Source organism: Caulobacter sp. DMC95 (assembly GCF_056313785.1).
Window position 1 is genome coordinate 107349 of sequence record NZ_JBQUZP010000008.1, and the last position, 18511, is coordinate 125859.

Below are 18511 nucleotides of genomic sequence, written 5' to 3' on the forward strand. Positions count from 1 at the left end.
GTCGGGAGAAACAAGGGGGCATGGCTTCCATGGGCAACGACATCGACGTTCACCTGGGCAAGCGCCTGCGTCGCCGCCGTCGTCTGCTGGGTCTCACCCAGCAGCAACTGGCTGGCACGGTCGGCGTGCGCTTTCAGCAGATCCAAAAGTATGAGTGCGGCGCCAACCGCATCTCGGCCGCGCGGCTGTGGCAGCTGTCCGAAGCGCTCGAGGTTCCGGTCGGCTACTTCTACGACGGCCTGTCGGACACCCGTCGCGAGACGACCAGCGAGTCGGCCGAGGGCGGCGAGATGTTCGCCCGCAAGGAAACCCTCGACCTGATCCGGGCCTACTACCTGCTGGGCGAGCGTCCGCGCCGTCGCCTGCTGGATCTGGCCAAGTCGCTGAATGGCGGCGCCGAACACGCCGACGCTTAAAGTCGGCGAACGCGGACAGTCACTGGTAGCGTACCTGCGGCGGGGAGGTTACATCCCCGCCCATGACGCTCTCCGCTGACCGGCTCGCGGCGCTTGACGCCTTCATTCTCGACCTCAATCGGGCTTCCGCCGAGGTCATCCTGCCGCTGTTCCGGGCCGACCACGGCCTTGAGGACAAGGGGGCGGGCAAGAACCTGCCGCGCGACACCCACGCCGCCTTCGATCCGGTCACCGAAGCCGATCGCGGGGCTGAGGCCGCTATCCGCGCGTTGATCGCCGAGCGCTTCCCCGACCATGGCGTGATCGGTGAGGAGTACGGTGAGGATCGCCCCGACGCCGAGTTCGTCTGGGTGCTCGATCCGATCGACGGCACGCGCGCGTTCATCGCCGGCCTGCCGCTTTGGACCACCCTGATCGGGCTGCGCCACCAGGGTCGTCCCGTGCTGGGTTCGATCGGCCAGCCGTTCATCGACGAGGTCTTTGTCGGCCACGCCGGCGGGTCGCGTCTTGTCGCTGGCGGCCAAGAGCGCGCGATCCGCGTTCGCGAGTGCGCCAACATCAATGACGCCGTCATCGCCACCACAGATCCCGACGCCTGTTTCGACGGCGCCGAGCGCGGCGCCTGGCTGCAGGTCCGCGCCGCCGCCAAGTTGGCGCGCCTGGGCTGCGACGCCTACGCCTACGCCATGGTCGCCATGGGCAAGATGGATATGGTCATCGAGGCCGGCCTGAAATCCTGGGACATCGAGGCCGCCATCCCCGTGGTCGAAGGCGCCGGCGGCCTGGTCACCAACTGGCGCGGCGAGGCTGTCGGCCCCAACGGCGGCCAGATGGTGATCTCTGGCGACCGCCGCCCGTTGGACGAGGCGCTGGTCAGTCTGAGACGTTCGGCGAAATAAGCGGCTCGCGCGGCGTCAGCGGATCGACGGTCTCGTTGAACGCCTGCCAGAACAGCGCGCGGCGCGCGTCGGTCTCGACCAGGATCTCGTGGAACGCGCCCGGGACCTCGATATAGCGGCCTTTGGGAATGCGGGCCGCGATGGATTGGGAGTCGCCGTTCAAAACCCGGTTGTCTAGCTCAGCGCCCAGGATGACCACCGGGATGGCGATCTTCTCGACCGCCCGGGTCCCCCGCAGCCAGGCGCAAGCCGAGATGGCGAAATCGGCCCAACCCCAGGTCATGCCGCCAAGCGCGATCTCGGGATGGGCGCGCAGTTGCGCCTGATAGCGATCGTAGCGCGTCTCATCGTGGGTCAGGCCGTCGCCCTGGAAGGTCTGGGTCAGCGGATCGTATGGCGTTTGCACATACTCGCCCGCCAGCCCGATCCGCGACATGACGAAGGCCAGGGGCCGCGCGAGCCATGGCGGCACGCCGGCGGTGTTCAGCCCCAGCATCGGCGCGGACAGCACGGCGGCGGCGAAACGTGTCTCACCGTGGGCCAAGGCCAACATCGTCAGGCACCCGCCCATCGAGTGGCTGACCGCTATCCAGGGCTTTGGCATCCGCGCCTCGAACGTGTCGAGCAGCGCCTTGTGATCGTAGACGAATGTCCTGAAGCCTCGGGCGTGGCCCTTCAGGCGGTCCGGCAAGGCGCGGGCCGACAGCCCCTGCCCTCGCCAATCGTGTAGCAGCACGGCGAAGCCGCGCGCCAGGAGGTCCTGGACGACCTCGAAATACTTCTCCAGCGGCTCGCTGCGTCCGGGGCTCAGCACCACCGTCCCGCGCGCGGGCCCATCCGGGAAAAACGTCGCGGCGCGGAGGGTCACCCCATCCGCGCCGCGGAACCATTCGGCCTTGCCGCTGTCGGGAACCGGAGCCTCGGGAATCGAGAACAGAGGCGCCGGTCCCGCCATGGCTTAGCGGAGCTTGGCGAACAGCGCGCCCATCTTGGGCTGCAGGCCCATGGCCACGCCCATGTCCGACAGCTTCAGCTTGCCGGTCATGACGGCCATCGTCGGGTCCAGCTTGCCCTCGCCCATGGCGACCAGGTCGTCCAGCGCCAGGGTCATGGTCAGGTCGGCGGGCTTGTCTTCATTGGTGACCGAACCGCCGTCGATGTGGATGACACCGGCGTCCTTCAGGTCGAACTTCAGGGACTTGCCCAGGCCGCTGTCGTCGCCGACGGCGGTTTTGATCTTGTCGGTGAGTTCCTGGATGGTGGCCATGGCGCGATCTCCCTCTGCGCTTGTGAGTTGGCGAATAGCTAGACCGGCTGACGCGGGTAAGTAAACACCGTTCAGACGACTAAAATCATTTCTTCTTGCTGTTGAAGTCGGGGGCCGAAGGCGCCTTCGCAAGGCGAACCTTCACCGCGCCCTTGAGTTGATCAGGACGGAAAACAGGCATGCCGTCCGAAAGCGGTAAAGGCTGGGTGCGGCCGTCTCCAAAGATGGCCACGCCGGACTCAGACTTCGGGAACTCGATGCCCGTCATCTTGGGCGCCGCCATGGCCAGTACACCGGCCGCTTTGCCCATGACCCTGTTACCCTCCTCGACAACGCCGACGAGTTCTGAAGCATCGTAATCGGTGGCTGAACGCAGAACTGGCATGTAGCTCATGCCCAAGCTGAACTTGGAGCCCTTGGGCGCCCTCAACTCGACCGAAGACTTAGCCTGCAACTGAGCAAGGGTCGGAACGCGGGTGATCAACCCACCATCGTCGATCGGCAGGGGCGTTCTCGCGCCGCTAGGCTCGACGAGCGTGGCTTGGACGCCGCCCGCCCCATCGCCGCGAAGACGATAGATGAGCTTGACCTTGCGGCGCTCGTTAGGCGGCACCTTCAGAAACATCTCAAGATAAGGAAACAGCTTAGCTGCAGGAATGATCTTGGCTTCCTGCGCTTGGGCTTGGGAGGCGGCCGCGACAACGGTCATGGCGGCGACGATAGCAACGGGAGGGTGACGTAAGCTCATTTCGGCTTCGCGAATTTCAAGGTCATGCGGTCGCTCTCCCCGATCGCGTCGTACTTGGAATGATCAAAACCCGGCTCGGCCGGTTCGCCGCGCGGCGCCGAGAGGCGCGTCGGCGGCAGCGTCCAGACGCCGAAGGGGTGGTCCTTGGTGTCCTTGGGATTGGCGTTGATTTCGCTAGTCCCGATCAGGATGAAGCCGGCTTCCTTGGCCATCTGGATCACGTAGTCCTGCTGGACGTAGCCGTCCTCAGCCAGGACGTCCTGCACCCGCCCGGGTTGCCCGCGATGCTCTTCGATGCCGAGGATCCCGCCGGGCTTGAGCGCCGCCAAGGCGTCCTTGAACGCCTTCTCGGCGATGCCGCCGGCCATCCAGTTATGCAGGTTGCGAAGGAACAGCACCAGGTCGGCGCTGCCGTCTGGCGCGACAGGCCCGCTGGTGGGGCCAAAGGCCGTGAAGGCGACCTCGCCATAGACCTTTTTCTTTTCCGCCAGCTTGCGCTGGAAGCCCTCGACAATCCCGGCCGCCGCAGGATCGGCGGGTCCGGTGGTCTCGAGCATGGCTTCGTAGAGCTTGCCGCGCGTATCGGCCAAGAACGGCGCCAGGATGTCGGTGTACCAGCCCGCGCCGGGCCAGAACTCGACGACGGTCTGCCCCGGCTTGAGCTCCCAGAACTTCAGGCTCTCGACCGGATGGCGCCAAACGTCGCGAGCGCGGTCAGCCGGCAGGCGCCAGCCGCCCGCCACCGCCGCCTCGATCGTGTTCGGCCCAGCCTTGGTGGCGGCCTTGACCTCCGCCTTCGCCGGGTCGTCCTTTTTTCCGCACGACGCCAGGGTCAGAGCCCCCGCGCCGGCCAGCAAGCTTCGCCGCGACCAGAATTGAACTGGAACCATCATTTCCCCACTGCGCGGGTCAGCTTGCCGGCGGACCTTGGCGAAAGTCAGGCCGGCTTGCGGAAGCGCAGGGTCATGCGGTCGCTTTCACCGATCGCGTCGTACTTGCTGCGGTCAAAGTTGGGATCGGCGGGCTGGCCGCCCGGCGCCGTGCGCTTTACTGGCGGCAGGGTCCAGACGCCGAACGGGTGGTCCTTGGTGTCCTTCGGGTTGGCGTTGATTTCCGACTGGGCGTCCAGCTTGAAGCCCGCCTTCTCCGCGATGGCGATCACCGTGGCGGTGTTCAGGTAGCCGTCAGCGCCAGCGGCCTTTTCAGAACGGGGATCGGCGCGATGCTCTTCGACGGCCAGCACGCCGCCGGGCTTCAGCACGGCGAAGAAGTCGGCGAACACCTTGTCGGCGACGCCCGGCTGTACGGTCCAGTTATGGACGTTGCGGGCCGTCAGCACGATGTCGGCCGAACCCGGCGCGCCGAGCGGGCCCGACACCGGGCCGAAGTTGGCGAACTGCGGCTTGCCGTACTTGGACGCGTCGGAAAAACGCGCCTCGAAATCGGCCCGTCCCTTGCGCGCGCCCTCCGAGATCTTCGGATTAGCCAGGTCTGCGACCCCGGCCACATACGTGCCGCCCGTGGCCTTGGCGTAAGGCACCAGGATTTCGGTCCAGTAGCCGCCGCCGGGCGAGACCTCGATCACGGTCTGCTTAGGCTTCAGTCCCCAGAAGATCAGGCTCTCATAGGGGTGGCGAGCGCCGTCGCGGGCCACGTCGGCGGCGGGACGGGTCGGCGAGGCGATCGCGGCCTTCAAGGCGGCGTCGGTCGCGGCGAAAGCGGCGGGCGCGGACAGGGTGAAGGCGGCGGCCAGGAGCAGAACTTGGCGACGAAGCGGCATGGGGAAGTGTCCTTCGGTCAAATTTGAGCGGCGACCTTAACCGTGCTTGTCGGCGCGTCAAACGATTCACGTTCGACGAGTTGGAGCCCCCTTGAACTGAAAAATCCGCTCACCAACTAGTTCAACGAAGGCGCTGGATGACCGGGCCTTCCGGACCGCTGGCGACGCCGATCTCGGGTCGCCGAAGGGACGAAACCTATAGACCTTGCTTGATAAGAAGGATCTGACCCTATGCGTACGATCGACCTTTCGCCCCTGTACCGCTCGCTCGTCGGCTTTGACCGCCTCGCCGACCAGCTGGACGCCGCCGCGCGCAACGAAGCGGCCTCGGGCTATCCCCCCTACAACATCGAACGCACCGGCGAGAACGAGTACCGCATCGAGATCGCGGTGGCGGGCTTCAAGCCGGACGAGCTGAACGTCGAGGTGAAGGAAAACCTGCTGACCGTCACCGGCCGTAAGGCCGCCAATGACGAGGCCAAGCAGTACCTGCATCGCGGCCTGGCCGAGCGTAACTTCGAGCGCAAGTTCCAGCTGACCGACTACCTGGTGGTGGTCGACGCCGATCTGTCGAACGGCCTGCTGTCGATCGCGCTGAAGCGCGAACTGCCCGAAGCCCTGAAGCCCCGCACGGTGGAGATCAAGACGGCTCCCGCCTCGACCCTGATCGAAGGCGAAAAGGCCGCTTAACGCGCGGCCCTGTTTCTGTCTCCCAATCCCCTCTGAACTTGGGCGGCGTCGAAAGGCGCCGCCTTTTTCATGGGATCAGTCCGGCATCGACAGATCCAAACCCTGGACCTGGCTAAGATCGACATCGCGGAAGCTGGCCTTGACCACCCTGGCTCCAGTGAAGTCGGCCCCGCGAACGTCCGCGCCGTCGAGGACCGCCTCACTGAGATCGGCCGTTTGCAGCATAGCATACCGCAGGCGCGCGGCCTGCAGGCTCGCCGCGGTCCGACGATCCGGGCCCAGCGGCAGCGGTGACAGATGAGCCTGCCGCAGGTCGGCTTTGGTCAGATTGGCCCCGGCGAGCTTGGCTCCCCGCAGATCAGCGCCGCGCAGATTGGCCGCGCGAAGATCGGCGTTCTGAAGATTTGCGCCCTGTAGCTGAGCGCCCGAGAGATCCAGGCCCACCATGCAGGCCCCCTTGGCGCTCATCGCCGTCAGCCGAAGCCCCTTGAGCTTGTCGCCCAGCGGGCGCAGGTCTTCGCCGTCTAGGCGGGCGGGCGAACCCTCTTTGCCGCCGGTTTGACACCAGCTTTGATTGCCCGCGCAGCGGCGCAGCAATTCATCGACGCGCGCCAAAGCCTCGCGGCTCGCGGCCTGGAGGGTCCCGTTCATATGAGCCCCGGCGACCCGCGCGGTTGACGTGTCGACCCCAGCCATGACCGCGCCCGAGAGGTTGGCCCCCTCAAGGTTGGCCCCCTTCACGTCGGCGCCGTCCAGGATCGCGCCCGACAGGTTCGCTTCCTTGAGGTTCGCCCCCGAAAGCTTAGCGCCCTTCAAGGAGCAGTCGCTGAAGTCGGCCTTGAAGGCCGACACGCCCTCGAACTGTGAGCCGTCCAGCGTGGCGCCGGAGAAGTTGACTTCGTCGACCTCGCCTTGGCGCGTCTCGTGACGCAAGGTCTCAAGGCCTTTACGGGGATGGGGAATGGCGATCTGGCCTTCCCGGAAGTCGGCCTGGGTCAGGTCGGCCTGAGCGAGGTTGGCGCCGCGCAGGCACGCGCCGCGCAGATCGGCGCGGACCAACGAGGCCTGACGCATGTCGGTCTTCCGCAGATCGCAGCCGAACAGGCTCGCCCGATCCAGCTTGGTGCGAACCATGCGGCAGCCGTCGAGCGCCGAAGCGGAAAGATCCGCATCGACGAGATTCCGAAACGACAGATCAAGGCCCGACAGCTGAACGAAACGAAGCGAAGCCCGCTTACCGCCCTGCTTGCCGGTAACGAATTTCTCGTGCGCCGTTACGATCATGTCGAGCTCGGCTTGGCTTAGGCGACGACGCCCAGCCACGCTCTGCGCGGCGTTCATAACGAAATTCCCCGTATGAGTTTTTCTCTTGGTTACGCGAACTCTAACGGCGACTGACGAGCGAAGCGTTAAGGCTGCGTCGGATTGTCGCAAAATATTTCTCAGATGACATCATCCAGGCCGCGCGCCGCCAGACGGATGGCCCCGGTCAGGTCCACGTCCCGCAGCTGGGCGCTGGTGAAGTTTGCGCGCGAGACGTCGGAACCCGCCATACGAGCCTGCCTGAGGTCGGCGCGCGCGAGGTCGGCGTTGGTCAGGATCGCACCTGTGAGGTCGACGGGCAAAAGCCGATCCGCCGCGATCAGCAGCGGGCCCAACTGGGCGTCACGCAGGTCCGCGCCTGTCAGCTTCGCGCCCTTCAACCGGGCGCCGCGCAGGTCGGCGCGACGCAGGTTGCAACCGCGCAGGTCCGCGCCATCCAGCTGCGCGCCCTGCATCTGCACGCCCTCCATGTCGAGGCCGTAGAAGACCGCGCTCTTGGCTGACAGCGCCGTGAGGTTGAAGCCGCGGACCGAGCGCAGGTTGCGCAGATCCGCGTTGTCGAACACCGAGGGCTTGCCCTCGGCCCCGCCGGTCTCGATCCATCGCGCATGATCGGCGATCATCTGCTCATAAGGCAGATCCGAAACGCTGGTGCCCGACGGCTTGTCGGTCAGGGCGCCGTCCATGTTGGTGTCGTTGACGTTCCAAGACAGGGTCTTGGCGCCGACCAGAACAGCGTTGCGCAGATCCGCGCCAGCGAGATTGGCGCCCGAGAGATCGGCTCCGGCCAGGTTGGCGCCGTTGAAGTTGGCCTGTTTGAGGTTGGCGCGGACCAGCTTGGCGTCCTTCAGGATCGCATCGCTGAAGTCGGCCTTGGTGGCGACAATGCCGGAAAGCCGCGAGCGCTCGAGATTGGCGCCTGACAGGTTCGCCCCGGAAGCGAAGGCCTCGCGCTGGGTCGGCTCGATGACGCGGTAGCCTTCCTTGCGGTCGGCGGCCGCGATCGTGCCCTCCCGAAGGTCAGCTTCGAACATATCGGCGCCGGTCAGATTGGCTCCGCGCAGACTGGAGCCCCGCAGGTCCGCCCGCCGCAACGAGGCGTCGGTCAGGTCGGCCCCTTGCAGGTCCGCGCCGTAGAAGTTGGCGTTGTCGAGCTTGGCCTTTCTAAGGTCGCAGCCGACCAGGACAGCGCCGGTGAAGTCAGCGTCGCAGAGATTGCGCCCGGGCACGGACAGGCCCGACAGGTCGCAGAAGGCGAACACGGCGCGTGCGCCGCCCATCCGCGCCGACCACAGGCGGTCGTGCTTGGCGCAGATGACGTCCACCTCGTACTGCGTCAGACGCTTGTATTCTTGTGGTGTGCTGGCGGCGCCGCTCATGGCTCGCTGGGTGTCCCGAGTTAACGGAACACCTTGCGCAGAGCAAAATTAACGCCGTGTTTCCAACACCTTCCGCTTAAGCCTGAGGGCTTTTAACCAACCTTGGGAAGCGCTTCGGCGCGACTTTCGTCCAGGTAGCGCGCGCCCGTCGGCTTCAGGGCCGCATCGAGCTCGATCACCAGCGGATTGCCGGTCGGGATCTCTACACCCACGATCTGGTCGTCCGGCACGTTGAACAGGTGCTTGACGATCGCGCGCAGCGAGTTTCCGTGCGCGGCGATCAGCAGGGTCTCGCCAGCCTTCAGGTGGGGGGCGATGTCGCTCTCCCAATAAGGCAGGACACGAACCAGAGTGGTGGCCAGGCTTTCGGTCGACGGCAGGCTCGCGCCCTTGTAGCGGCGGTCCTTGCTGAAATCGTACTCACCACCCGGGGCGAGCTCCGGCGGCGGAATGTCGTAGGAGCGACGCCAGATCGTCACCTGCTCGACCCCGTGCTTCTCGGCGGTCTCAGCCTTGTTGAGGCCCGTAAGGCCGCCGTAGTGGCGCTCGTTCAAGCGCCAATCCTTGGTCACCGGCACGAAGCTCTGCTTGGCCGCGTCCAGCGCCAGGTTCCCCGTGCGAATGGCGCGGGTCTGCACCGAGGTGAACAGGCGGTCGATCTCGATGCCGGCTGCGGCGATCAGCTCGCCGCCCTTCTTGGCCTGGGCTTCGCCCTCGGCGGTCAGGTCCACATCGACCCAGCCGGTGAAGCGGTTTTCCAGGTTCCACTGGCTTTGGCCATGGCGGAGCAGGACGAGCGTCGGCATCGGGCTTCCTTCGGAGATCAGGGGAATGTCAGCGCGGGCTAAGGCCAGCCCGCGCCAGCGTCAAGCGCGGAAGCACGCGGGGAAGCGATCCGTCACCCCTCCCCCGCGCCGCAGCTCATGCTATAGGCTGGCCATGCCTGATCGCATCTTCATGCCTCTGATGGGGCTGATCGCCGCTGCGCTGATCACCCTGTCCCTCGTGTGGCCCCAAGGCCAGGGCGACCGTTCCTGGGGCCCCTTTGGCCATACGCCGGTTCAACAGACGCCGGAGATGAAGGCCAAGATCCAGAAGGAAAAGGACTCGGCTCGCCGTCGGGACGAGGCCGCAAAGAAGGCCGTCGAGGCCGTGGACCAGCTATCGCGATGAGCGCCTTCGACGCTGTTCAGGTTGGCCGGCGCGTCCTGGCCGTCGAGGCGGACGCCCTGCGCGCCCTATCCGAGTCGCTCGGCGATGCGTTCGCCCGGTCGGTAGAGACGATCTTCCACGCCAAGGGGCGTGTAGTCTGCACGGGCATGGGCAAGTCAGGGCACGTGGCGCGCAAGATCGCCGCCACCCTCGCTTCGACCGGCACTCAGGCGATGTTCGTCCACCCCGCAGAAGCCTCGCACGGTGACCTGGGCATGATCGGTCCCGACGACGTCGTGCTGGCCCTGTCGAAGTCGGGCGCTGGCCGCGAGCTGGCCGACACCCTGGCCTACGCCAAGCGTTTCGCGATCCCGCTGATCGCCATGACCGCTGACGCCGACAGTCCGCTGGGTCAAGCGGGCGACATCGTTTTGTTGCTGCCCGATGCGCCCGAGGCGACGGCTGAGGTCAATGCGCCGACGACCTCGACGACCCTGCAGATCGCCCTGGGCGACGCGATCGCCGTGGCTCTGCTGGAGCGCCGTGGCTTCACCGCAAGAGACTTTCGGGTGTTCCACCCCGGCGGCAAGCTGGGCGCGATGCTGCGCACCGTCGGCGACCTGATGCATGGCGACGATGAACTGCCCCTGATCGCTTCGGACGCCGCCATGCCCGACGCGCTCCTGGTCATGAGTGAAAAGCGCTTTGGCGCGGTCGGTGTCGTGGATAGCGCGGGCCGCCTTGCGGGCATGATCACGGACGGCGATCTGCGTCGACATATGGACGGCTTGCTTGGCCATAGGGCGGGCGAGGTCATGACCCATGCGCCCCTGACGATCAGCCCCGGGGCCCTTGCGGCCGAAGCCCTGAAGGTGATGAACGAGCGACGGATCACCGTGCTGTTTGTCGTCGAAGGCGAGCGTCCGGTCGGCATTCTGCATGTGCACGACCTGCTTCGCGCCGGTGTGATCTAGGTCACATCGAAACTTTGTAAAACCTTGTCATGCAAACGCGCTAGCCGTGCGTTCTTCGCGCGTCTAAAGCCACACGACCTTAACTGAAACGAGCCCTCGATGTTCTCCGCGCCGCGCGCCGATCTGGTTCCGAATACGGCAGCCTATGAAAACGAAGCCCTGGTCAAGCCGACCGGCTTTCGCGAGTACGATGCGCGCTGGCTGTTTGGACCGGAGATCAATCTTCTGGGCGTGCAGGCGCTGGGCCTGGGTCTGGGGACCTACATCCACGAGCTGGGCCAGTCGAAAATCGTCGTCGGCCACGACTTCCGCTCGTATTCGTCCTCGATCAAGAACGCCCTGATCCTGGGCCTGATCAGCGCCGGCTGCGAAGTGCATGACATCGGCCTCGCCCTGTCGCCGACGGCCTATTTCGCCCAGTTCGACCTCGACATTCCCTGCGTGGCCATGGTCACGGCCAGCCACAACGAGAACGGCTGGACCGGCGTGAAGATGGGCGCTCAGAAGCCGCTGACCTTCGGTCCCGACGAGATGAGCCGCCTGAAGGACATCGTGCTGAACGCCCAGTTCGTCGAGCGTGACGGCGGCAAGCTGATCCGCGTGCAGGGGCAGGCCCAGCGCTATATCGACGACGTCGCCAAGCGCGCCAGCGTCACGCGCCCCCTGAAGGTGATCGCCGCCTGCGGCAACGGCACGGCTGGCGCCTTCGTGGTCGAGGCGCTGCAGAAGATGGGCGTCGCCGAGGTGGTCCCTATGGACACCGACCTCGACTTCACCTTCCCCAAGTACAATCCCAACCCCGAAGACGCCGAGATGCTGCACGCGATGGCCCATGCCGTCCGCGAAACCGGCGCGGACCTGGCCTTCGGCTTCGACGGCGATGGCGATCGCTGCGGCGTGGTCGATGACGAGGGCGAGGAGATCTTCGCCGACAAGATCGGCCTGATGCTGGCGCGGGATCTGGCCCCGCTGAACCCCGGCGCGACCTTCGTCGTGGATGTGAAGTCCACAGGCCTCTACGCCACCGATCCGATCCTGAAGGCGCACGGCTGCGAGGTGGTCTACTGGAAGACCGGCCACAGCTACATCAAGCGCAAGAGCGCCGAGCTGGGCGCCCTGGCCGGCTTCGAAAAGAGCGGCCACTTCTTCATGAACGGCGACCTGGGCTACGGCTACGACTGCGGCCTGACCGCCGCGGCGGCCATCCTGGCCATGCTGGACCGCAATCCCGGCGTGAAGCTTTCGGACATGCGCAAGGCCCTGCCCGTGGCCTTCACCTCCCTGACCATGAGCCCGCACTGCGGCGACGAGGTGAAGTACGGCGTCGTGGCCGACGTGGTGAAGGAATACGAGGATCTCTTCGCCGCCGGCGGTTCGATCCTGGGCCGCAAGATCACCGAGGTGATCACCGTCAATGGTGTGCGCGTCCACCTGGATGACGGCTCGTGGGTGCTGGTCCGCGCCTCGTCGAACAAGCCCGAGGTCGTCGTGGTCGTCGAGAGCACCCAGTCGGAAGACGACATGCGCGCCCTCTTCCGCCAGGAGGTCAAGCCGCGCCTGGGTGACCGCGTCGGCAAGTACAATCAGGAAATCTGAGCGCCCGACGCCGTCCTCGCCCTTCGATAAGCTCGGGGTGAGGTCCATGCTCGGCGCCGCAGTAGAAAACCTCACCCTGAGCTTTTCGAAGGGCGAGGTTTTCGGACCCAGACAGGGACCATGATCAAGCTCCGCCCTTCTCGCCCAGACGATGGTTCACGGGTGGTCGCAATCTGGGCCGCCGCCGTGGACGCGACGCACGACTTCCTGGCGCCCGAGGACCGCGTCGCGATCGGCCGGGAGGTCGAGGCTTTCCTGCCCTACGCCCCGCTGACAGTGGCCGTGGATCGCCGCGACCGCCCCGTCGGCTTCATGCTGATCGACGGCGCGCATATGGAGGCGCTGTTCATCGACCCGGAGCATCGCGACGCTGGCGTCGGCCGCATGCTGATCGAGTACGCCCTGGCGGTGCATCCCATCCTGACGACCGACGTCAACGAACAGAACCTCCAGGCGCTAGGCTTCTACGAACACATGGGCTTTGAACGGACGGGCTGGTCGGCCACGGACGGACAGGGACGGGCCTATCCGCTGATCCATCTTCGCTTTGGCGTTTGACGCGAACTCGGCTTAGCTGCGGCGTCCCAGACCAGAGTCTCCGATGCGCCGTCTTCTCACCGCCCTCGCCCTCCTGTTCAGCCCCGGGCTCGCGTCCGCAGGGCCGTCGATCCTCCTGAAGCCCGCCAAGGTATGGACCGCGGAAAACGCCGGGCCGCCGCGCGAGGGCTGGGCCGTGCTGGTCAAGGACGGAAAGATCGCCGCCGTAGGCCCGGCCGCGCAGATGGACGCGTCCGACGCCGAAGTTGTCGACCTGCCGGGCGCGACCTTGATCCCAGGATTGATGGATCTCCACAGCCACCTGTTCCTGCATCCCTACAACGAGACCTCATGGGACGATCAGGTTCTGAAGGAAACGCCGACCTACCGAACCCTCCGGGCGGCGGTGCAGGCCAAGGCGACGCTGGAGGCCGGCTTCACGACCCTGCGGGATCTCGGCACCGAAGGCGCGGGCACGGCGGACGTTCCGTTGAAGAAGGCCATCAACGACGGCCTTATCCCGGGTCCCCGGCTGTTCGTGACCACCAAGGCGATCGTGGCGACCGGGGCCTATGGCCCGGCGCGCAAGAACTACAACCCCGAGGCGGAAATCCCCCAGGGCGCCGAAGAGGCCAGCGGCGTGCTCGAGGTGGTCAAGGCGGTGCGCGAGCAGGCCGGCGCGGGCGCGGACTGGATCAAGGTCTATGCCGACTATCGCGTCGGGCCCGATGGTTCGACGCAGCCGACGTTCAGCGTCGATGAGCTGAAGGCCCTGGTCGAAACGGCGCACTCGAGCGGCCGCCCGGTCTCGGCCCATGCTTCGAGCGACGAGGGCATGCGCCGCGCGATCCTGGCCGGTGTCGATACGATCGAACATGGCTATGGCGGCTCGGAGGCCACCTTCAAGCTGATGGCCGAAAAGGGCGTGGTGTTCTTCCCCACCCTGACAGCCGTCGAGAGCACCTCGACCTATTTCGGCGGCTATGTCGCGGGAAAGACAGCGCCGACCCCGGCGATGCAGGCGGCCGAGCGGGCGTTCCGTCTCGCGGTCAAGGCCGGCGTGACTATCGGCATGGGCAGCGATGTCGGTGTCTTCAAGCACGGCGACAATGCGCGGGAGCTGGTGTGGATGGTCCGCTACGGCCTCACGCCCGCCCAGGCGCTGCTCACGGCCACGGCGGTCGACGCCAAGGTCCTGGGCCGGGCCAACGATCTGGGCCAGATCAAATCTGGTTACCTGGCCGACCTCGTCGCGGTGAAGGGCGACCCGAGCCAGGCGATCGAGGCGACGCGCGATGTCGTTCTGGTGATGAAGGCCGGAAAAATCGTCGTTCGGCCCTGATCGTCGAAGCGAACGCCTTGTTGCTCTTGGGACCAGCCGCGCCGCCCGCTAATCAGGGCCTCGCCGCCTGAAGGAGTCACTATGCGCCTGCCCGCCCTCGTCCTGGCCTGTCTTTGCCTTATCGCCTCGCCCGCCCTGGCGCAGAAGCTGGACGAGACGCCGCGCGTGGCGGTCATCTCGGCCTTCCCGCCCGAGATTGGCGCGCTGAACGCCGCGACCGCCGAGCAGAAGGCCTATGAGATCAACGGCGTGCGGTTCATGACCGGCCAACTCGAGGGCAAGCCGGTGGTGGTGTTCCTGAGCGGCGTGTCGATGGTCAACGCGGCCATGACCACCCAGATGGCGCTGGATCGCTTCAACATCACGCGGATCGTCTTCTCCGGCATCGCCGGCGGCGTTGATGAGGGCCTGGATATCGGCGACGTCGTGGTCGCCGACCAATGGGCCCAGAACCTTGAAAGCGCCTTCGCGCGCGAGACCGACAAGGGCTTCGAGGTCTCGCCCAGCATCCGCACGAAGACCCTGGCCAACTACGGCATGATCTTCCCGCGCGGCATCCACATGCCCGGCGACGCCCTGGGCGCGCCGGCCCGCGTCTGGTTCCCGGCGGACGCCGCCCTGCTGGACACCGCCCGCAAGGTCGCCGCGCAAGTAGCCCTGCAACGGTGCGCGGCCGACAAGTGCCTGGTGCACCCGCCCAAGGTCGTTGTGGGCGGCAACGGTGTCTCAGCCCCGGTGTTCCTCGACAACGCCGCCTATCGCAAATATCTGCGCGCCACCTTCGAAGCCCGTGTGGTCGACATGGAAAGCGCCGCCGTCGCGCATGTGGCCCTGGTCAACAAGACCCCGTTCATCGCCTTCCGCAGTCTGTCGGATCTGGCCGGCGGCGGCACGGGAGGCAACGAGATGCACACCTTCATGGCCCTGGCCTCAGACAATTCCGCGACCGTGGTGAAGGCGTTCGTGAAGGCGCTACCCTAGGCGGTTCTAGCGCGTCCCGAACGTCCGGTCGCCCGCGTCGCCGAGCCCCGGCACGATGTAGCCGTGCTCGTTCAGCTGGGCGTCAATCGCCGCCGTCCAGATCGGCACGTCAGGGTGCGCCTCGCGCAGGGCGTCGACGCCCGCCTGGGCGGCCAAAAGGCAGACGAAGCGAAGGTTGGTGACGCCGTAGTGCTTCAGGCGCGAAATCGCCGCGATGGCCGAGTGGCCGGTGGCCAGCATCGGATCGACCACGATGACCAGCCGGCCGGAGATGTCCTCCGGCGCCTTGAAGTAGTATTCGACCGCCTCGAGCGTCTCGTGATCGCGATAGAGGCCGATGTGCGCCACCCGGGCCGAGGGCACCAGGTCCAGCATCCCCTCGCACATGCCCAGGCCCGCACGTAGGATCGGCGCGAAGACCAGCTTCTTGCCGGCGATCTCATAGGCCGTGGTCGGCGCGACCGGAGTCTCGATCTGGACCTCGTCCATCGGCAGGTCGCGCGTGACTTCGTAGCAGATCAGGGTCGCCGTCTCGCGCATCAGGGCGCGGAAGGTCTTCGTCGAGGTCGCCTTGTCCCGCATCTTGGTCAGCTTGTGCTGAACGAGCGGATGGCTGACGACAGTGACGTTGGACATGGGAGGGCCTTGCTAGGAGCGTGTCGCCACGCTCCTAGCAGCCAGCCGTAAATCAGGCCAGTTGGTCGCCGATCGGCAAGGACCGGATCCGCTTTCCGGTCGCCGCGAAGATGGCGTTGCACAGGGCCGCCGGCGCCGGCGGATAGGCCGGCTCGCCGAGTCCCGTCGGATTGTTGTCCGACAGCTTGAAGCGCACCTCGACCGGCGGGGCGTCGGCCATACGCAGCAGCGGGAAATCCCCGAAATTGCTGTTCACCGCCGCGCCGTTCTCGAACGTCATGCCCTGGTAGAGGGTGCTGCTGATGGCGTCGAGGATCGAGCCCTGAACCTGCTGTTCGGCGCCGTTCGGATTGACGATCTGGCGGCCGACGTCGGCGGCGGCCCAGACCTTGTCGATCTTCACCGCGCCGTCCTTTACCGTCACCTGCATGACCACCGCCACATAGCCCAGGTGGCTGTAGTGGCAGGCCACGCCCAGGCCCGTGCCCTTGGGAACCTTGCGCCCCCAGCCTGACATCTCGGCTGCGAGATCCAGCACGCCGCGCATGCGGCCAGTGTGGAAGCTGTCGCCCTTGCCCGGCTCACCCAGCAGGCGCGGTTCGCCCAGAAGCTCGCGACGGAAGGCGACAGGGTCCTTGCCCGCCGCCAGCGCCAGCTCGTCGGTGAAGCTCTGGATCACGAAGCCAAAGGCGTTGTTGCCCGGCGCCCGCAGGAAGCCGGTTGGGAAGCCCAGCGGCATCACCGACACGTCGTGACGATAGTTCGCCACGGCCCGGCACGGGAACTGGGTCGAGTTCATCGCGGCGGCGGTGTTGAAGCTCTCGCCTTCGCCAAAGGTGACGAAGTGGTTCTTCCAGGCGGTCAGGCCGCCCTTGGCGTCGAGGCCAGCGGTCAGGCTGTGCCAACCGCCCGGGCGATAGAAGTCGTGCTGGATGTCGTCCTCGCGGGTCCAGATCAGCTGGACCGGCGCATTGACCTTGGCGGCGATGGCGGCCGCCTCGACCATGTAGTCGTTCATCAGACGCCGACCAAAGCCGCCGCCGCCACGGATCAGATGGATGGTGATCGCCGACGGATCGACATTCAGCGCCCGCGCGACCAGGGCGCGGCCGGACTCGGGGTTCTGGGTCGGGGCCCAGATCTCGACCTTGCCGTCCTTGACGTGCGCCGTGCAGTTCTGCGGCTCCAGCGCCGCGTGGGCGATGAAGGGATAGCTGTAGGCCGCGCTGACGGTCTTGGCCGCGCTTTTCAGCGCCGCCTCGACATCGCCGTCATTGTGCAGGTTGCGATGCGGCGGCGCGGCCGATAACTCTGCCGCCTTGGCGGCGAAGCTGGCGGTGCTCTGGCTGGTCGTCGGATGCTCGGCCCACTGGATCTGCAGCGCCTCGCGGCCCTTTCGCGCCGCCCACCAGCTGTCGGCCACAACCGCGACACCGGGCAGAAGGCCCTGCAGATTGGTCCCGCCCTCGATGACGAAGGCGTCGCGGACGCCCTTCACCGCCTTGGCCGGCGCCAGGTCGACCGACGCGACCTTGGCCCCATAGACCGGCGCCTTGGCGAAGGTGGCGAACAGCATGCCCGGCAGGCGGACATCGATCCCGTAGGTCGGCTGCCCCGTCACGATCGCGTCGAGGTTCTGGCTCTTGTGGCTCTTGCCGATAATCCGGAAGGCCTTGGGGTCCTTAAGCGTCAGAGACTTGGGGTCAGGCGGCGTCAGCGCGGCGGCGGTCTGCGCCAGTTCCCCGTAGGACGCGCGGCGCTTGCTGGCGGCATGGACCACGACGCCCGGCTCTGTCGTGAGGCTGTCGGCCGGGACGTTCCAGCGGGCGGCGGCGGCGGCGATAAGCAGGGCGCGGACCGTGGCGCCGACGCGGCGCAGGCCGTCATACTCCAGCGTCGTGGCCATGCTGCCGCCGGCCACTTGGCGACCATAGATCTTGGTGTCGGCGATGGCCTGCTCGACGGTTACCGCCGACCAGTCGACGTCCAGCTCCTCGGCGATCAGCATCGGCAGCGCGGTCTTGATGCCCTGCCCCACCTCGGGAACCTTGGAGGCGATCGTCACCTTGCCGTCGGGCGCGATACGCACATAGGCGTTGACCTTGGTGTCGCCCGCGGCCTGGCCTTCCGACGCCATGGTGAAGCTCAGTAGCAGGCCGCCGCCTAGGGCCGCCCCGGACTGCAGGACAAAGCGACGGGTCGGGTCGCGAAGGATCTCGCCGTCCATGATCAAGCCTTCTCCAGACCGGCGGCGACCTTGATCGCCTTCTTGATGCGAATGTAGGTGGCGCAGCGGCACAGGTTGCCGTTCATCGCCGCGTCGATCTCCTCGTCGGTCGGCTTGGGCGTGGTGGTCAGCAGCGCCGTGGCCGACATGATCTGACCAGCCTGACAGTAGCCGCACTGAGGCGTGTCGACCGCCTTCCAGGCCGCCTGGACCTTGGCCCCGACCGGCGTCTTGCCCACGCCCTCGATGGTGGTCACTTTCTGCTGCCCCACGTCGCTGATCAGCGTGACGCAGGCGCGAACCGGAACGCCATCCAGATGCACCGTGCAGGCGCCGCACAGCGCCGCCCCGCAGCCGTACTTGGCGCCGACTAGGCCCAGCGTATCGCGCAAAACCCAAAGCAACGGCGTGTCGCCGTCGACGTCCGCCGTACGGCGCTCTCCGTTGACGCTCAGCGTGAAGGCCATGGTCAAAAGCTCCTGCTTCGGGACGAAACCTCGCCGGGGCGGCGACATGATCGATCTGGGCGGGCAATCTGACCTGACGTCTCGGATTTTGGAAGCG

At 66.4% G+C, this 18511-nt stretch carries 20 protein-coding genes; 9 read left to right on the top strand and 11 right to left on the bottom strand.

The genetic code is table 11. The features are described 5' to 3' along the window. The first annotated feature begins 20 nt into the window (after positions 1-20). Positions 21-416, top strand: coding sequence for a helix-turn-helix domain-containing protein (locus ACT53N_RS17550; protein ID WP_010920112.1), 396 nt, complete (start codon positions 21-23; stop codon positions 414-416). 62 nt (positions 417-478) lie between these two features. Next, positions 479-1315 (top strand): histidinol-phosphatase, encoded by an 837-nt coding sequence (gene hisN, locus ACT53N_RS17555; protein WP_476065080.1) that lies wholly within the window; start codon positions 479-481, stop codon positions 1313-1315. Here hisN and ACT53N_RS17560 read toward each other — a convergent pair. The 5 genes from ACT53N_RS17560 to ACT53N_RS17580 all read right to left on the bottom strand — a co-directional run bounded on the left by ACT53N_RS17560 (position 1290) and on the right by ACT53N_RS17580 (position 5110). After that, positions 1290-2270: an alpha/beta fold hydrolase gene (locus ACT53N_RS17560; protein ID WP_476065081.1), complete on the bottom strand. Its 981-nt coding sequence runs from the start codon at positions 2268-2270 to the stop codon at positions 1290-1292. The two genes, hisN and ACT53N_RS17560, sit on opposite strands and share 26 nt — an antisense overlap. A gap of 3 nt (positions 2271-2273) precedes the next feature. Next, the gene (locus ACT53N_RS17565; RefSeq protein WP_010920115.1) at positions 2274-2582 is read right to left on the bottom strand and encodes an SCP2 sterol-binding domain-containing protein; all 309 of its coding nucleotides are present in this window, start codon (positions 2580-2582) and stop codon (positions 2274-2276) included. Between the two features lie 85 nt (positions 2583-2667). Next, the gene (locus ACT53N_RS17570; RefSeq protein ID WP_476065082.1) at positions 2668-3291 is read right to left on the bottom strand and encodes a hypothetical protein; all 624 of its coding nucleotides are present in this window, start codon (positions 3289-3291) and stop codon (positions 2668-2670) included. Between the two features lie 35 nt (positions 3292-3326). Further along, positions 3327-4223, bottom strand: coding sequence for a class I SAM-dependent methyltransferase (locus ACT53N_RS17575; RefSeq protein WP_476065083.1), 897 nt, complete (start codon positions 4221-4223; stop codon positions 3327-3329). A 44-nt stretch (positions 4224-4267) separates the two neighbouring features. Further along, positions 4268-5110, bottom strand: a complete 843-nt coding sequence (locus ACT53N_RS17580; protein ID WP_476065084.1) for a class I SAM-dependent methyltransferase — start codon at positions 5108-5110, stop codon at positions 4268-4270. Between the two features lie 231 nt (positions 5111-5341). Between ACT53N_RS17580 and ACT53N_RS17585 the strand changes: the two genes are divergently transcribed. Further along, entirely contained in the window at positions 5342-5800 is a 459-nt protein-coding gene (locus tag ACT53N_RS17585; protein ID WP_476065085.1) for an Hsp20 family protein, read from the top strand. A gap of 75 nt (positions 5801-5875) precedes the next feature. On the opposite strand, the gene ACT53N_RS17590 is transcribed toward ACT53N_RS17585, so the two are convergent. The 3 genes from ACT53N_RS17590 to gpmA form a co-directional block, all read right to left on the bottom strand. Then, positions 5876-7141 carry a pentapeptide repeat-containing protein gene (locus tag ACT53N_RS17590; protein ID WP_476065086.1) on the bottom strand — a complete coding sequence of 422 codons (1266 nt, stop codon included), beginning with the start codon at positions 7139-7141 and terminating at the stop codon, positions 5876-5878. Between the two features lie 101 nt (positions 7142-7242). Further along, the gene (locus ACT53N_RS17595; protein WP_476065087.1) at positions 7243-8502 is read right to left on the bottom strand and encodes a pentapeptide repeat-containing protein; all 1260 of its coding nucleotides are present in this window, start codon (positions 8500-8502) and stop codon (positions 7243-7245) included. A gap of 92 nt (positions 8503-8594) precedes the next feature. Continuing rightward, positions 8595-9308 carry a 2,3-diphosphoglycerate-dependent phosphoglycerate mutase gene (gene gpmA, locus ACT53N_RS17600; RefSeq protein ID WP_310212392.1) on the bottom strand — a complete coding sequence of 238 codons (714 nt, stop codon included), beginning with the start codon at positions 9306-9308 and terminating at the stop codon, positions 8595-8597. 151 nt (positions 9309-9459) lie between these two features. Between gpmA and ACT53N_RS17605 the strand changes: the two genes are divergently transcribed. The 6 genes from ACT53N_RS17605 to ACT53N_RS17630 all read left to right on the top strand — a co-directional run bounded on the left by ACT53N_RS17605 (position 9460) and on the right by ACT53N_RS17630 (position 15084). After that, positions 9460-9675 (top strand): hypothetical protein, encoded by a 216-nt coding sequence (locus ACT53N_RS17605; RefSeq protein ID WP_476065142.1) that lies wholly within the window; start codon positions 9460-9462, stop codon positions 9673-9675. Then, positions 9672-10628 carry a KpsF/GutQ family sugar-phosphate isomerase gene (locus ACT53N_RS17610; RefSeq protein ID WP_476065088.1) on the top strand — a complete coding sequence of 319 codons (957 nt, stop codon included), beginning with the start codon at positions 9672-9674 and terminating at the stop codon, positions 10626-10628. Before ACT53N_RS17605 ends, ACT53N_RS17610 begins: the two co-directional genes overlap by 4 nt. A 99-nt stretch (positions 10629-10727) precedes the next feature. Beyond that, positions 10728-12224 (top strand): phosphomannomutase/phosphoglucomutase, encoded by a 1497-nt coding sequence (locus ACT53N_RS17615; protein WP_476065089.1) that lies wholly within the window; start codon positions 10728-10730, stop codon positions 12222-12224. 120 nt (positions 12225-12344) lie between these two features. Further along, positions 12345-12782: an acetyltransferase gene (locus ACT53N_RS17620; RefSeq protein WP_476065090.1), complete on the top strand. Its 438-nt coding sequence runs from the start codon at positions 12345-12347 to the stop codon at positions 12780-12782. Positions 12783-12825: 43 nt separating this feature from the next. Then, positions 12826-14103 carry a metal-dependent hydrolase family protein gene (locus ACT53N_RS17625; protein ID WP_476065091.1) on the top strand — a complete coding sequence of 426 codons (1278 nt, stop codon included), beginning with the start codon at positions 12826-12828 and terminating at the stop codon, positions 14101-14103. A gap of 81 nt (positions 14104-14184) precedes the next feature. Next, positions 14185-15084 carry a 5'-methylthioadenosine/S-adenosylhomocysteine nucleosidase gene (locus ACT53N_RS17630; RefSeq protein ID WP_476065092.1) on the top strand — a complete coding sequence of 300 codons (900 nt, stop codon included), beginning with the start codon at positions 14185-14187 and terminating at the stop codon, positions 15082-15084. 6 nt (positions 15085-15090) lie between these two features. Here ACT53N_RS17630 and upp read toward each other — a convergent pair whose 3' ends face one another. The 3 genes from upp to ACT53N_RS17645 are packed head-to-tail and all read right to left on the bottom strand — an operon-like array spanning position 15091 to position 18414. Then, positions 15091-15720, bottom strand: coding sequence for a uracil phosphoribosyltransferase (gene upp / locus ACT53N_RS17635; protein WP_476065093.1), 630 nt, complete (start codon positions 15718-15720; stop codon positions 15091-15093). 52 nt (positions 15721-15772) lie between these two features. Then, positions 15773-17947 carry a xanthine dehydrogenase family protein molybdopterin-binding subunit gene (locus ACT53N_RS17640; protein WP_476065094.1) on the bottom strand — a complete coding sequence of 725 codons (2175 nt, stop codon included), beginning with the start codon at positions 17945-17947 and terminating at the stop codon, positions 15773-15775. A gap of 2 nt (positions 17948-17949) precedes the next feature. Next, positions 17950-18414: a (2Fe-2S)-binding protein gene (locus ACT53N_RS17645; protein ID WP_476065095.1), complete on the bottom strand. Its 465-nt coding sequence runs from the start codon at positions 18412-18414 to the stop codon at positions 17950-17952. Positions 18415-18511 lie beyond the last annotated feature (97 nt).

Excerpts from the sequence above, each read along its gene's own strand:
- ACT53N_RS17585 (WP_476065085.1), top strand. The coding sequence starts at position 5,342 with ATGCGTACGATCGACCTTTCGCCCCTGTACCGCTCGCTCGTCGGCTTT.
- ACT53N_RS17620 (WP_476065090.1), top strand. The coding sequence starts at position 12,345 with ATGATCAAGCTCCGCCCTTCTCGCCCAGACGATGGTTCACGGGTGGTC.
- upp (WP_476065093.1), bottom strand. The coding sequence starts at position 15,720 with ATGTCCAACGTCACTGTCGTCAGCCATCCGCTCGTTCAGCACAAGCTG.
- ACT53N_RS17615 (WP_476065089.1), top strand. The coding sequence starts at position 10,728 with ATGTTCTCCGCGCCGCGCGCCGATCTGGTTCCGAATACGGCAGCCTAT.
- ACT53N_RS17550 (WP_010920112.1), top strand. The coding sequence starts at position 21 with ATGGCTTCCATGGGCAACGACATCGACGTTCACCTGGGCAAGCGCCTG.
- ACT53N_RS17570 (WP_476065082.1), bottom strand. The coding sequence starts at position 3,291 with ATGACCGTTGTCGCGGCCGCCTCCCAAGCCCAAGCGCAGGAAGCCAAG.
- hisN (WP_476065080.1), top strand. The coding sequence starts at position 479 with ATGACGCTCTCCGCTGACCGGCTCGCGGCGCTTGACGCCTTCATTCTC.
- ACT53N_RS17625 (WP_476065091.1), top strand. The coding sequence starts at position 12,826 with ATGCGCCGTCTTCTCACCGCCCTCGCCCTCCTGTTCAGCCCCGGGCTC.
- ACT53N_RS17560 (WP_476065081.1), bottom strand. The coding sequence starts at position 2,270 with ATGGCGGGACCGGCGCCTCTGTTCTCGATTCCCGAGGCTCCGGTTCCC.
- ACT53N_RS17565 (WP_010920115.1), bottom strand. The coding sequence starts at position 2,582 with ATGGCCACCATCCAGGAACTCACCGACAAGATCAAAACCGCCGTCGGC.
- ACT53N_RS17605 (WP_476065142.1), top strand. The coding sequence starts at position 9,460 with ATGCCTCTGATGGGGCTGATCGCCGCTGCGCTGATCACCCTGTCCCTC.
- ACT53N_RS17595 (WP_476065087.1), bottom strand. The coding sequence starts at position 8,502 with ATGAGCGGCGCCGCCAGCACACCACAAGAATACAAGCGTCTGACGCAG.
- ACT53N_RS17590 (WP_476065086.1), bottom strand. The coding sequence starts at position 7,141 with ATGAACGCCGCGCAGAGCGTGGCTGGGCGTCGTCGCCTAAGCCAAGCC.
- gpmA (WP_310212392.1), bottom strand. The coding sequence starts at position 9,308 with ATGCCGACGCTCGTCCTGCTCCGCCATGGCCAAAGCCAGTGGAACCTG.
- ACT53N_RS17645 (WP_476065095.1), bottom strand. The coding sequence starts at position 18,414 with ATGGCCTTCACGCTGAGCGTCAACGGAGAGCGCCGTACGGCGGACGTC.
- ACT53N_RS17575 (WP_476065083.1), bottom strand. The coding sequence starts at position 4,223 with ATGATGGTTCCAGTTCAATTCTGGTCGCGGCGAAGCTTGCTGGCCGGC.
- ACT53N_RS17630 (WP_476065092.1), top strand. The coding sequence starts at position 14,185 with ATGCGCCTGCCCGCCCTCGTCCTGGCCTGTCTTTGCCTTATCGCCTCG.
- ACT53N_RS17640 (WP_476065094.1), bottom strand. The coding sequence starts at position 17,947 with ATGGACGGCGAGATCCTTCGCGACCCGACCCGTCGCTTTGTCCTGCAG.
- ACT53N_RS17610 (WP_476065088.1), top strand. The coding sequence starts at position 9,672 with ATGAGCGCCTTCGACGCTGTTCAGGTTGGCCGGCGCGTCCTGGCCGTC.
- ACT53N_RS17580 (WP_476065084.1), bottom strand. The coding sequence starts at position 5,110 with ATGCCGCTTCGTCGCCAAGTTCTGCTCCTGGCCGCCGCCTTCACCCTG.